Genomic DNA, 13734 nt, shown 5'->3' with positions numbered 1-13734 from the left:
CTCACTCCCTGGACACTTTCACGTCGTTGGGTGAAAAGCCCGGATGGTTCATCGCGTTGCTCTGCGTCACTTGAGTCACCCGTGTGGCATCGGCAAATTGCTTGTAGGCCACAACCAGCGCCGGCAGGCTTTCCTGGAACGATTTGGTGACCTGTCGCACACCGGATGACGCCACGGCCTTGAGATGCGCCATCAGCGCTTCCTTCACATCGTTGATTGCCTGGTGATGCTTGGGATCGGCCTTGTCCAGCATCGGGTCAATTGCCACCCCGACCGCCTTCTGCAGCGCTTTCATTTCGTCGGTCACCGGCACTTCCTGACGGGTCACCGGTTGATCCGCCTGATGCGCCACCGAAGCGGTCGACGTCAGTTTGACCGGAGGGGTCGCTACCGGCATCGACGCTACCCATTGCGCCACTTTCACCAGCATGGTGTCCTGCACCAGATCAGCCATGGCTTGCGCTGCAGCATTGGTGTCCTTGCCGGTGGTGATCTTCGGCGCATCCAACTTGCGGATGGCTTCGAGTTGTTGGGACACGTCGGCAATCACGCCACGGTAGCCCTCCTTCGCGAACGCCTTCAGCTCCTTGATATCGCCGAGCAGGCCCTTGAACTCCGCCGCCACTTCCTTGGGCAATTCCTTCACGGCTTTGACCAGTTCAGTGATCTGCTTGTACTGCTCGATCAGCGGTTTGAGCTGCTCTTTGATCACGTCATAGACGCCAGTCAGGCTGTTGCGCAGATTGGCGATGCCGATCCGCGCAGCCTTGATCAACGTCATCGCCTGCTCGAAGCGCGCCACCGCAGAACCCAACAAAGTGTCAGCCTTGGCCAACAGGACTTTTTGCGTACTGACCGTGGCGGTCGGAAACGGCAGCGGCCGATCGGGATAGAACTTCAGGCTGAACGTCACCAACCCGCCGTCCTGGCGGGTGTGGGTCATGTCGCATTCACCGACCTTGACTTGCAGGCGTCCCAGCCACGGATGCACCAGTTCACCACTGCCCGCCTCCAAGGCCTTCAGCAGCTTGTCGCGCTGCTCCAGGCAATCGGCACCGATGATGAACGCCGTGATGTCGTGGGTCTTGGCCTGCTGGCCCAGATCCTCGAAATACGGCAGGTCGCGTTGCGGATATTCGTGCAACTGACCTTTGCGACCGACTGGGGTTTTCGCCTGGTCGATCCAGAACCCGACACCGCGAAACGATGCCGGCAACAAACGGTCACGCCAGTTCATTGGAACCTCCTGCCGACAGCGAGCGATAGCCGATGCGCGAAGACAGCGCCAGCCCCGGTTGATTGGTTTGTGGTTGATCGGTACGCAGCCCGGCCGGTGCATTTTCGAAGCGCACGGTCAGACCGCCTTCGAGTTGCGTGCGGTTATTGGCAGCGCTTTGCTGGATCAGGGTGTTGGAGGTTTGCGACAGTGAGCCGCCCTGCAGAGCAGGTTTATCCTGCGCGATGTCGGAGCCCGACAATGCATTCGACGCTGGCTCGCTGTTGCCGCCAAAGAACGCCGGCGCCAGCTCACCCTTACCTTCGGCATTGGTTTTTTTCTGAGCTTCGGACAGGCCTTCGATCTTGCCAGTGATTTTGGTGACGAACCCACCAAAACTGCCACCGAGCATTTCCCTGATCGGCGCCATGTACGACTCGATCTTGTCCGCAAACTCTCGGATGCGATCGGTCAGCGGCGACCACTTCAAGTCAAACATTTCCAGCGGTGACCCCATGAACGGCAGACCGAAAATCGCGCCCAGCGCCATCATCACCGCGCGAATGGATTCTATTTTCTCGGCAAAGAACGCGGGCACCTGGCCCCAGAGTTCGTTGATCTTGTCCATGGGAACGTAGTCGTTGAAGACACTGCGCAACGTCTCCTTGAGCGGCACGACCAGCGCTGCCAGCAAGTCCCAAATGGCCGCGAACAATCCGGTGACAGGTCCCCAGTTATTTACTATCAAACCCAGCGGAGTCCAGCCAAAGCCCTCCTTGAGGGCGGCGAAGGTCGAGGCCACGTTTTCCTTGATGCGCCCGAAAATTGCCGCAAATATCGGGCTGATTGTTCCCCAGTTATTGAGGATCATGCCTTGAGGAGTCCACGCGAACATCGACTTGTAGAACTCGATCACAGGCACCGCCACGGCCTTTAGACCTTGCCAGAATGCCCTGAAGAACTCGGTGACCGGGCCCCAATTGCTGATCAGCATCCCCAAAGGCGTGTAACTGAACATTGTCTTGAAAAACTCGGCCATCGGCATGACCACCGGAGCAATCTTCTGCCAGAGCCCGATAAAAAACGTCGAGACCGGTTTCCAGTAAGCCACGATCAAACCGGCGGCCAAGGTAATGCCCGTGGCAATCAGCATGATCGGATTGGCCTTCATCACCATGCTCATCACATCGAACACCTGGGTCGCACCGGCCACAGCGGTTTGCATCGTCGAAAACGCGATCGCCCCCGCCGCCAGACCTTGCACCAGTTCCGGGTTGTCATCGAGCAAACTACCGAAACCGGTCAGCATCGGCTCAAGCCCAACGACCACAGCACCGACCGCCGGCACCAATGCGGCATTCACCGCATTGGAGACTTTCTCCATCGACGCACTGAACACGTTCATGTTCTGCGCAGCGACTTTCGGTGTGGCGGGCAGGTCGACGGTTTTCGCCGTCTCGCTGACTTCAGTCAATTTGCCCTGAAACGCCGCCGCCGACTTGATCCCGTCCACGAACGGCGTGATCACGCTGCCGCCCTTGAACAGACCACTGATATCGAGCTTGCCAAGTCCGGTCTGTTCGAGATTTTTCTTGAAGCTCTCGACCTTTACTCGCAGGGCGCCGAGTTTGGGCGACAGTTCATCGATGCCCGTGATCAGCACCGGTGTTTGCACTTTCTTTTCTTCGTCTGCCATCACTGCACCTGCTGCATCGCATTGATCCGTTGCGCGTGCTCCAGCGATTCGCGGAGCACATCCAGTGGCCTGGCCATCATCTGTTCGGGGTCAACCTTCCAGAACCAGGCCAGGTCATAGGCGACTGCGATCAGGTCGGTGATGGCTCCGACGCCGCACTCATGAAAAAACTCGCAACGGCCCAGCTCAGCGCGTTGAGGTCAGCCAGATCGAGCTGGTTGACCGACGACGGCGGGATGCCGGCGCACACGGCGATGTATTTGGCCGCCACGTCCATGTCGAGGCTGACTTCTTCGCTCTTGTCGATCTTGTACGGCAGCGCCTTGATCGCTCGCACTTCCTGCACCGTCGGACGGCGCAGGACGAGTTCGGTCAGGGGCTCGCCGTGAGCTTCGATCGCAACCTGAAGCTTCACGGCGCCGCTCATTGCCAGGTCCCCTTGATGCCTTCGAATTTCAGTTCGATGGTGGCGTCATCGCCCTTGGAAACCGGCTCTTCGACCAGATAGGCACCGGCCAGCACGTAGACTTTGCCGTTGCTGAATTCGCAGGTGACGGTGATGTCGGTGCCTTCGATCAGTTTCTTCAGCGGGAAGTCGGCGGTGTGCAGCGCGGTCACTTTGAACGACGGCGCAACGTCGGTTTCCTTGTAGAAACCCGGTACGACGGTTTCGCGTTTGACAGCCATCAGCGGGGCTTCGCAGCCGCCATTGATAGTCAGTTGTGCACCGTCGACTTTGACGTAGCAGGTGCCTGCAATCACTTGACCCATGGTGTTACTCCCTTCAAATAAAAAAGCCCACCGAGGTGGGCTGAATGCTTACGGCCAAACGCGGCGATCAGGCCGCGTCGTCGTATTGCAGACGGAATTGGTTGAGCAGTGCGAACACGCGCAGACCGTTGATGTAATCCGGCGGGAACAGCACGTTCACGCGGCTCGGGTCCTGCACGTCGCGCTCGACGATCAGGTGCTCGGCGAACAGCTCGGCGTTCTCCACGTGGCCTTCCAGTTCCAGCTTGGCGTACTGCGCAATCAGCTCGCCGCGAATGGTCGCCGGGGTCACGATTGGCTGACCGGCGCCGAAACGGGTGCCATCGGAGGCCAGTTTGTGGCGCCCGTATTTGCTGGTGATCACGCTTTGCAGACGACGCACGATGAACGCCGACTGGTGCATGGTTTCGCTGTCCAGGTAGGAGTTGTCGGCCTGACCGTAAGCGTTCTTCTGGTAGGTGGTGATCGAACGCTGGATGCGCACGTAACCGCCTTCGTAGTACGCGGTGGCAATGCCGTAGTTGAGCAGCGACTGACGCTCGGTCAGGGTGAAACGTTCGCTGGCCGGTGCCGGATCAACGCCCGGCAGGCTGCCGCTTTGCGTCGGACGGCTGGCATCGGCGGAGATGAACACCGCGGTGCGCGCAGCCAGTGCGGCAGCTTGTACCCAGAACGGTTGCGGTACGCCCGGCTCCAGCGCCTGAATGGTCATGTGCTGGTCGTTGCGGCCCTGGCCTGCGGCGACCAGAGTGCCAACGGTGCCACGCTTGGCGCTGTAGACGTGACCGAACAGTTGCTTGGCCCAGGACCAGCGACCGGTGCTGTCATCCATGACTGCTTGCCAGGTGTTGAGAGTGGCCAGATCCGACCATGGCAAAGCGATGAACTCGAACGGTTCGTCACCCAGCGCGGCAACCGCTGCTACCTGATCCGGCACGCCGACGCCGCCGATCATTGCCGTGACAGTCGTGACCAGGCCTGGCGGAGTGTCTTCGCCGTTGCTCTTGCCCAGACGATTGAACTGCAGGCTGATGTCGTTACCGCTGTCGCCAACCCATTTGGCGCTCACGGTCACGGTGCCGTCGACGGCTGCCGCACTGACCGGTAGATCGGCAGTGGCGTTGATTTTCTGCGCCAGAGCGGTGGCCGCTTGTGCAGCGGTGGCACCGTTGACCACGGTGGCCTGCACCCGCACACCAGCGACGTACAGGTTGAGTACGCCAGCCTGAGTCGCGGTGCCGGTCAGGGTCAGCACGCCTTTGGCGATGGCGCCTTCAGCGTTGTGCAGCGGCAGGCACCAGATCTCGCCGATCGGGTCGGCCTTGCGGAACGTCTCGTACATCGAGGCGAGCATCGAGCCCTGACCACCGATGCTTTTTGCCAGCGCGACGCTGGAGACCAGCACCAGTTTGCCGACTTCGCTCGGGGCGATATTGTCGTTGACCTGAGCGACGATCAAACGGCGCATGGTCGACGTCGCGCTATTAGCGGCCGAGTTGTCCATTTCGGCATAGAACAGCGGTACACGAATGTCCGCGGGGATGTTGCTGAATCCGATCGCCATTATTTGGCTCCCTGTGCTTTGACTTTTACGGTTTTGATTGTGATATCGCCGTCGGCCAGACGCCGGCGCCACCAGGCGCTGTCCAGCACTTCACGGCCTTCGAGGGGCAGCAGATCGCCCGCTTCCGGGTCAGGCACGGCACGGCCAGCGGCCGGCAGTACGGTGATGCGATTGCTCATGGGGTTACGTCTCCAGAGAAAGTCAGTTCCACGCGCCCGTCAGGGCCCGGGTGTTTCAGATTGGGGTCGGCCGGATCGATCGCATCGACCCGCACGGTGACCCCGGTAAAGGACGACAAACCGTCCAGTTCACGTTCGTGCCAGCTCTCCGCAGGCTGACTTGGCAGATTGCGGCCAAGCTGGAACTCGGCAAAAAAGCGCAGCCGATAGAAGGCCCGGCTGCTGTTGATCGAGACCATTTCGCCGCCGTCGTAGACGATGGCGCTGTAGTCGCTGCCCGGCTTGAACCCCACCAGCGCACGCCACAGTTCGGCACGCAGGTCGTGCAACAGATCCAGCGCTTTTGTAGCGTCGGTTGCGTCAAGCGCGAGGACGATTTCGAAGCGGTCGCGGATCGGTTGGGCGGTGAGGTTTTGCGCGGTGCTGGCGCTGGCCAGATCCTCCAGCGGTGAAACGTAGGCGCAGGGGGGGTGCAGCGGGTTGTCAGTTTGAAGTGTTGCCAGGTCGACCCCGGCTGCGATTCGATTGCCCAGGGTCGGACACTGGTCGCGCAGTTGCGTGATCAGGGGTGTCATTTTCATGATGAAAGTACCGAGTAGGTGCTGTCGCTAGAACCAGCGTCCGATCGCGAGACAGTCAAAGGAGACCATCGAGACGTCGGCCTCCGCGAATTGCCCGAGACTGAAGACACAGATACTGGCGAAGGTGTTGGTTCTGCTATAGGCGCCAACGGACGTCACTTGTCTCGCCACACCCAATACGCCCACCAAATTGGCGGTCACAAAACCTGGCGCCACGAAGGCCATTGGATACGTCCAGTTGAATCCCATGTTGGACGTGTTGTTGAACGCGACCGGCCCCTTATTGAAGAGCGTGCAAATCAAAGTACCGTCGGCAAACTTGACGTATTCCCCGTTTGCGTTGGAACCACGCTCGATGACAGCACCGGTGGCAATGCCCGCAACTTGACTGACCGTTCCCACCAGCGAGGCGACGGCCGCGCTCCCCAGTCCCAGGCCCGACCTGGCCGTCGCCTGGGTTGTCCCGCCCGTGCCGCCACGCGCAATCGGGACGACTGCGTCGGCGGCGACGGCACCCAGACCAAGCGCCGATCGCGCCGAAGCTGCGTCGGTGGCACCGGTTCCGCCCCGTACGATCGGGACGATCGCATCAGTGGCGACGGCCCCGAGCCCCAGCGCCTGCCGAGCGGCAACGACATCGGTCGCGCCAGTTCCGCCGTTACGCACTGGCAGTACATCGAAACCACTCGCCGCACCCAGCGCCGCCAGCTTCGGACCGTATTGAACATTCAGATTGTTGAATGCATCGGCCAGCGCCTTGGGATAGCCTTGTACCGGCATGATCGAATAGGTCGCACCGTTTACTGTTGCGCCCTGATAGGCCGGCGTGATCGACAACATCGCCGGGCCTGCGATATTGCTCACCTCATACTGCCTGCCGTCCGGCCCGACGAAGGCATCGCCTATCCGGGCATTGCTCACGAAATCAACATCGACACCAGTGACCACTGGCGAGTTGTTCGTGACATTGACCGTGCCTGCTCTTAGCCATGGCATGGCATCATCCTTGTTTCCTGAATAAAAAAAACCGCCCTCTGAGGGCGGGGAATCACAGACTGCGCAGGCTCATGCCGTTGCATCGACGGCCTTTTCCGGTGCTGCTGAAATCTCCGGAATGTCCGGTTGCACAGGCCATGTCTGCGACACTGGCCAACTGGCCTGACGGGGTACATTGCCGAGGTTGAACTTGTAGGTTTTCCAGGCTTTGAGTCCCTCCATCAACGCGCGTTGTTCCGCCTCGTCCTGAGGCGTCGCCGCGCCAGCATCGATGCCATAACCCAAGGTTTCGACACGATCCTGAATACGCGAAATCTGCGCTGCCGCTGCCTCGTTCCGATCAGTGAGCAGCGCTTGCGCTTCGTTCAATCTCGCAACAGCAGCAGCGGCCTCTTTCATGTCACGGGTGATCAGTTGCGACCAGTCGATATTCATTCGCCTGCCTCCGGTTGCGACAACGGCTGCGGCAATGCCACCTCTCCATCAGGAACCTCGACAAGGTCCTCGGGATAGGCTTGAGCCGGGCTGTAGTGAGCAGGAATCGGTAACAACAGACGTAGCGTCAGCTCGCCTTGCTCACGGGTGACGTCCCCGACAAACCACTCGGAATGAATTGCACCTTCCGGAAGCGTATCGCCGTCACCCAGACGGGAAAAATCAAACACTTCACCGTTGACCGTGAGCTGATCTCCCAGCTTGCGCAGCACCAGAGAGTCTTCTCTGCGCTGCGGTGACAAAATAATCTTCATTAGTACCACCGCCCGATTGCGATCAGGTTGATTTGAGCAGCCACGGCTGCGTTGGAAATTGCCATTGCGCGCCATGCGCCCCAACTGTTCAGCGTCGGGGGATTGAAAGCGCTGGCAAGGACACAATCCGAGTTGACACCTCGCGTCGCGCCCGAAGCCACCATTGGCACCGATACATAGGCTGAGGGAAATGCACCCGGTCCATAGGCATCGCTACCAAACAGCGCGCCCGACGCGTAAGTGCCCGTAGAGTTCGTCGTGATCGCCTTCCAGCAGATCAGGGTGCCGTCGGCATACTTGGTGTATTCACCGTTAGCATTGGCGCCACGCTCGATGATCGCCCCCGTAGGAGCACCCGCCCCGGTAACGGCCCCGATAATGTTGTTCTGCCGGTAAACCATGCGCCACGGGCCAAATACCCCCGTGCCGTATTGATCACGCTCCCAGGTGCGCAGGGTGCCGCCGGAGGCAATTCCGTTTACTTCGTGCCAGATTTGATGAACGGGTTGGCCAACAACTTTGATAGTGTCCAGCAAGCCGTAACTGGCGTTTGGGGGCTTAACCCCGCCGCTAGTGTTGATAACGAAACAGCGCCCCGCGGGTACCTCTGCCACGTCATCGATACTTGCGTAAAACACCGGTGTGTCACCGCCAATACCGAATGCGCCGACTTGCATGGCTCGGCCAGGGGTTGCATCGCTCGGACTGCTTTGCAGGTTCGCTGATGCGGCACTGCCGAGTCCCAAAGCAACCCGGGCAGCAGCGGGTGTCTCGCTGCCGGTGCCACCTTTTTCGACAGGCAGTACGTCGTAGTTGCCCGTAGTACCAAGCGACAGCGCGGCCCTGGCTTCGGCAGGCGTCGTACCACCGGTTCCGCCTTTTGACACAGGCAAAATCTCATAATTTGCAGTACTACCCAGTGCCGCCAGTTTTGCACCGTATGTGTTGACCAGTGCTCGCAACGCATCGGCTGATTCTTTGACATAGCCCTGTAAGGGAGCCAGCGCATACGTGCCTGCTCCGTTGGTTGCCCCCTGATAATTCGGCGCAATGGACATCGCCGAATCACTGGCGATGTTGGTGACTTCGTACCAACTGCCATCCGGGCCTCTGAATGCGTCCCCGACACGGCCACTGACAATAAACGATGTGCCGGAACCTATAACAGAGTTTGAGTTATTTGTGACACTTACCGTTCCGACCTTGCTCCACGACATGGCGTACCTCGAACATTAATTAATTGTAGTACCTGGAAAGCGGAAATTTGCAAACCGGAATACCAAAGCAAGTCCCATTCGTACCCTGATAGTACCAATAGCCACCACCGGATCGCTGAGCCGTAATTTCCAGAGTAAGAGCATTATTATTCAACAAACTAATTCCGACATAGCCAGCACCATCGGCAAACCAGTTCAAGCCACGATCAATGCTGGATACACAAACAAAATCATCAGCATCGACGGTCAGATTGCTTTTATAAATATCAACCTGATTACCAACGACCAGCGTCCAGCTCTTTGCAAACTTTGTGTATCTGACAACTTTGTCATCGGACGAGAACACCACTTGCCCCTGCGCGTCATAGATATTCATGCCATAGGGCTGACGACTGGGTTGATCCGAATATTTACAGACAACATATTCAATAAGGTAATTTTGCAGCGTGTTACCTGTACGCACCGCCGAGGTAATCACGAATCCCGTCCAGTTCCCGGGACCGCCCAGCATGGTGATGAAAAGACCGAGCGATGTATGCACACCGCTAACATGCCTTACAAAAACCTGCGGAGCTTCCTGTGTGTAGATAGGCTTCGTAAAGGTGACCGAGCCGTAACCCTCACTGTCGGAGTATCTGGATTGAATTCTGAAACTGCCGCGCTCGGAGAACACCATCACTTTATACGAGCTGGAAATCACGACAGACCCGTACATGTTACTCACTGAAAGTCCGTAATCCGCCATCACAACACCTTCACTACTTCGACAACACATTCGACAGTGTGTGAAACCCACTCATCGACATAGTTATCACGATAACCCGTGGGTCGGCGCCTGTTTACATAGGTAAAAATACCTATCAGACTGCCGCCCAAATCTTTGTAAGTTGGAACATAACCCCACAAATCCGGACGACCAGGCTGATTGTATCCGGCATATTTCCTGGGAGTTATAACCACAAAACAGGTAGAGGGGTTATAACCTGGAACATCCATCAAAATATAATCAGATCGGGTGCCTGAACCACCTGTACGGCTCTCAGGCAAGACCATCTGAGCCAGTTTCTGAATAGTAAAATCCTCGACGCCCAGGGTTTGCACACCATTGGCATCGAACACCGTCATTCCAAAGCTCATTCACTCAGGTCTCCCAGTTGCACACGCTTGACGTCATTGGCGTCAAATACACGTAGCGATCTGTTAGTCATGACCACCCGGCCCTGGCCGGCCACGCTGCTGTTTATTTCAAAGCTACCGGCCCTGGTCAGCCTCCATCCGGATCTGCCCGCCACATAGTTTTCCGACTGTAGGTTTTCGCCGATTTTCAGCATGTTGATTGAGCCATTCTGAATAAAGGCGTCATTGATGAACGTTTGGCCACCAGTCACGGTAAACGGTGAGACGGGCGTCCCATTGGCCAGGTTCAACAACATGAATGTGTCCGCACGAACCACAAACTGCGACGAGACACCGGATGGGTCGACCTGAAGTCCAAGACCAAAGGAGGCGGCGTACTTCTGACCACCAGCAGTGGTATCCATCTTCACCGACCACATCGTCGACAACTTGCCATTGGTATTTGCAAGGGCTGTCGAGGTTTGCTGAACGGCCGCGCTGTTGTCACCGACAGTCGCGCTCAACTGCTCGATTTTCGTCGCCGTTGCCGAGTTGGTCGTCGTGACGACCTTCTCCAGCGACTTGATATCTGCAGCGTTGCCTCCGGTGCTGACTTCCAGCGTCGAAAGCCGCTGCGCGGTTGCCTCGTTCTGTGTCGACCGGACCAGGCTTTCCGTAGCGATGGCCGCCGTACTCGTCCACCCTTTGAGCGCATCCGCCAGCTCGCCTTCACCGTTATCGTCGCGGGATGCTGCTCTCAGTGCCTGGAAGGCAGCCGCCTGGGCGGTCACCGCACCGTCGATCTTGCTGATCTCGGCAGTGTTGCTTCCAACCTGTTGAACCAGACCACTGGCGGTCTCGACCGTCTGGCCTACGTCGGCCCAATAAGTAGTATTCGGCGGTGGCAGGTTGATCGGTACCGGGCCCTTGGCTTGATACAGTCGATCGCCCACACGCACGATCGCGTATTTCGCATAGGCCCGGGCCGCGTCATAGCTTTCATCCAGCGCATCGATCTGATTTTGCAGCCCCGGAACTTTCTCGATCTCGCTGAGCAGGTCCTTACCCAGTTCGGTGTGCGAAATTTTCCCGGCGAGCAGGTCGAGAATCGGACCGGCCTCGGAACTGGCCTGCCCGAACACTCCATTTCCGATCGGATACCACGGACCGATATTGCCCGTGCGATCAACCAGCCGCGCCCAGAAGAAGAACGTCGCACCGGCCAACAGGCTTTGCATCGTGTAATCACTTTGCGGATAAGCCAGGTCGGCCAGTTTCGTGGCCGTTTCCAGGTTTGGCGTCGGCCCGTACCAGATCTCAGTGCGCTGAGTATCTTCTGCACCTACAGGGAATTCCCATTTCAGGCCGATACCGAACAACAGGCTCTCAGCTTTGAGCAAGGTCACCGAAGGCGGTGGCGTGGTTTTGCCGGAAAGTTGGGTTTCCACCGAAGTGGCATAAATCGAACCGATGTCCAGTGCATTGATTGCCCGCACCTTGGCCACATACCGCCCGGCATAGATGCCCCGTACTTCCATCGAAGTTCCACCGGTACGGCCGGCGAAAACCCATTCGCTGTCGTTCTTGCGCCAGTGGACTTCATAGGCGATGGCATTGGCCGGACGCGTCCATTCAATGGTCATGACGCCGACCGCGCTGCCCTGATCAATGAAGTGGTTGTTACTGACGGTGACCGAACCCGGCGGCGCCTGAACGCCTGGCGGAATGACAGTGATCGGCGGCCGCTCGATTCGGGAGCCATTGTCGATGGCGCCGAATTTGCTCGGCACATGCTTGACGGCAGTGATGCTGTATTTGATTTCGTTGTCGGTGAAGTCTTCGGCAATCGACATCACGCGAAATTGCTGTGCGGCCAGGGTTGGCGAGTCGATCGCCCACATCGACTGGGCCGGTGGCAGCTCACTCAGTGGCTGCGCCAGCAGCACACGCTGAACCTCCCCGCTGATGTCTACTGACTTGATCGAACGGGATACCGCTTTACCGGTTGGCATGACCAGCGTGATGGAGTCGCCCGCTGTGGCGGTGACCTGCGCGTCAAGGGTCAGCGTATCAAGCGTCGCATCACGCAGGCGTCCGCCGATTCGTCGCCCGGCGCGATCATTGTCGGCCACCCGGATAATCTGCCCCGGGCGCGCCAACGTGCCATCAAGCCCCACCGCAAAGGTAACGCTTTCAGTTTCCAGGCGATTGGTCAGCAGTGCCCACTTACCGATTCGCTGTGCCTGCGCCTGAGAGGTACAGCCGGTGGCGCTGATTTCTGTCTGCTGCACACCATAACGGGCGATGCCGTCCGGGTCGTCGACATACTCGACCTTCTGCCGGTAGAAGTCCGCAGGGTCGTTCCAGCTGACCAATGCCACGCTGAACCGGGTCTTTTTCGCCGACCCGCCGTAGACGAACTTGCCGACGATAACGTTGCCGTTGGAATAGGTGTAGACCGGGTCCTCCGGCATGTCGGCCACAGCCATGACTGAGCCGGCCCCCCAATACGACATGCCCCGGAATGTAGTGGCTAGGTCTTGCAGTACCTTCAACGCATCGGCACGCGCCGAAAGGTACAAGTTGCAGGTAAAGCGCGGCTCGGTGCCACCCTTGCCATCAGGCACGGGCTGATCGCAGTACTGACTAATGCGATACAGTTCCCATTTATCGACTTGGCCGGCATTGAGCAAATGCCCCAGGCCATAGCGCGGATGCAGCAAAAGATCGTAGTAAATCCAAGCCGGGTTATCGGTCCATGCCGATTTGAACGTACCGTCCCACACGCCCGAGTAGACGCGGCTCTGTGGATCGTAGTTGCTCGGCACTCGAATGATCCGGCCCAGCAGTTCAAAGGAGCGCGATGGGATGGACTGGAACTGCGACGCATCGAATTGCAGGCCGATGATGGCCGAGCCGGGATACCGCAACTTGGCGTCGATCACCTCGGTGCTCGACTCGACACTGGTGGTGTCGGCGATGGCGCCGCTGGTGGAATTGGGCGTCAAACGACGCACCCGCACGGTCCAGCCGCTTTTGGCCAACGGCAGATCGATGCGGTGCGAGCGCTCGTACTTACTGCTGGTCTTGCCGCTGAAAGCAGAGGCCAACACCTCGACGAAAGCACCGCCATCGGTAGACAGATCAATGGCGTACTTGACCGTGTAGCCGTTGGTGTCGCCATTGCCGGTATTGGTCTGTGCCAGTCGCGAAACTGCCAGGCGAATACGCACGGCGGACAGTTGCAGGTTGGTGAAGGCCTTGGTCCAGGGTTGATCACTGCGCAGTTCGACAGCCGCAGCCGTTTCATTTTCCACCGCAGGGAAACCCGGGATGTGTGCCTGGTCCTGGCTACCGGTACGAACGTCGAGCGTCACGCCGTTGAAGTTCAGGCTACCGTCGTCGTTGGCCAGCGGCGTTTCGTCCAAAAACACCGATTGAGTATGGTTTTTCAGACCGACAATCTCGCCTTCGCTGACGAGATCGAGGATACGAGCGTAGGCCGTGCTTTGCAGGCTGTCTGGCGCTTCCACGGAGGGGCGCGGCTTGGCGGCGCCGCCTTTGCTGCCAGCGAGAATGAGGTCAGTCATGGCTTTCCTTCAGGCGAAATAAAACCCGCATCGGGCGGGTTGTTTGGAGGTCAGGGAAA

The 13734-nt window shown here is 58.5% G+C and carries 14 protein-coding genes; all 14 read right to left on the bottom strand.

Annotation, left to right across the window (positions count from 1 at the left end):
• Position 1 precedes the first annotated feature (1 nt).
• Positions 2-1237, bottom strand: a complete 1236-nt coding sequence (locus ACVHNU_RS02515) for a DNA circularization protein (RefSeq protein WP_473018945.1) — start codon at positions 1235-1237, stop codon at positions 2-4.
• Entirely contained in the window at positions 1224-2912 is a 1689-nt protein-coding gene (locus tag ACVHNU_RS02510; protein ID WP_473018944.1) for a phage tail tape measure protein, read from the bottom strand. The genes ACVHNU_RS02515 and ACVHNU_RS02510 overlap by 14 nt, the downstream gene beginning before the upstream one ends.
• Before the next feature lie 130 nt (positions 2913-3042).
• Entirely contained in the window at positions 3043-3339 is a 297-nt protein-coding gene (locus ACVHNU_RS02505; protein ID WP_003222226.1) for a phage tail assembly protein, read from the bottom strand.
• Positions 3336-3683, bottom strand: a complete 348-nt coding sequence (locus tag ACVHNU_RS02500) for a phage tail tube protein (protein ID WP_007964335.1) — start codon at positions 3681-3683, stop codon at positions 3336-3338. Before ACVHNU_RS02500 ends, ACVHNU_RS02505 begins: the two co-directional genes overlap by 4 nt.
• A gap of 67 nt (positions 3684-3750) precedes the next feature.
• Entirely contained in the window at positions 3751-5247 is a 1497-nt protein-coding gene (locus ACVHNU_RS02495; protein ID WP_103484532.1) for a phage tail sheath subtilisin-like domain-containing protein, read from the bottom strand.
• On the bottom strand, positions 5247-5426 hold the full coding sequence (locus ACVHNU_RS02490) for a DUF2635 domain-containing protein (protein ID WP_103484531.1): 180 nt from the start codon (positions 5424-5426) through the stop codon (positions 5247-5249). The genes ACVHNU_RS02495 and ACVHNU_RS02490 overlap by 1 nt, the downstream gene beginning before the upstream one ends.
• The gene (locus ACVHNU_RS02485) at positions 5423-6007 is read right to left on the bottom strand and encodes a phage tail terminator protein (protein WP_473018943.1); all 585 of its coding nucleotides are present in this window, start codon (positions 6005-6007) and stop codon (positions 5423-5425) included. The genes ACVHNU_RS02490 and ACVHNU_RS02485 overlap by 4 nt, the downstream gene beginning before the upstream one ends.
• 27 nt (positions 6008-6034) lie before the next feature.
• A complete protein-coding gene (locus tag ACVHNU_RS02480) occupies positions 6035-7003 on the bottom strand; it encodes a hypothetical protein (RefSeq protein ID WP_473018942.1) in 969 nt (322 codons plus the stop codon).
• 69 nt (positions 7004-7072) lie between these two features.
• A complete protein-coding gene (locus tag ACVHNU_RS02475; RefSeq protein WP_473018941.1) occupies positions 7073-7438 on the bottom strand; it encodes a phage tail protein in 366 nt (121 codons plus the stop codon).
• Positions 7435-7752, bottom strand: a complete 318-nt coding sequence (locus ACVHNU_RS02470; RefSeq protein WP_473018940.1) for a hypothetical protein — start codon at positions 7750-7752, stop codon at positions 7435-7437. The genes ACVHNU_RS02475 and ACVHNU_RS02470 overlap by 4 nt, the downstream gene beginning before the upstream one ends.
• Entirely contained in the window at positions 7752-8969 is a 1218-nt protein-coding gene (locus ACVHNU_RS02465) for a phage tail protein (RefSeq protein ID WP_473018939.1), read from the bottom strand. The genes ACVHNU_RS02470 and ACVHNU_RS02465 overlap by 1 nt, the downstream gene beginning before the upstream one ends.
• Before the next feature lie 19 nt (positions 8970-8988).
• A complete protein-coding gene (locus ACVHNU_RS02460) occupies positions 8989-9714 on the bottom strand; it encodes a hypothetical protein (RefSeq protein ID WP_473018938.1) in 726 nt (241 codons plus the stop codon).
• Positions 9714-10094, bottom strand: a complete 381-nt coding sequence (locus tag ACVHNU_RS02455; RefSeq protein ID WP_473018937.1) for a hypothetical protein — start codon at positions 10092-10094, stop codon at positions 9714-9716. The genes ACVHNU_RS02460 and ACVHNU_RS02455 overlap by 1 nt, the downstream gene beginning before the upstream one ends.
• An 8-nt stretch (positions 10095-10102) precedes the next feature.
• On the bottom strand, positions 10103-13675 hold the full coding sequence (locus ACVHNU_RS02450) for a TipJ family phage tail tip protein (protein WP_473018936.1): 3573 nt from the start codon (positions 13673-13675) through the stop codon (positions 10103-10105).
• Positions 13676-13734: the final 59 nt, after the last annotated feature.

This window comes from Pseudomonas sp. Ors-4-3C (assembly GCF_055755035.1).
This window is presented reverse-complemented; position numbering and strand designations above follow the sequence as displayed.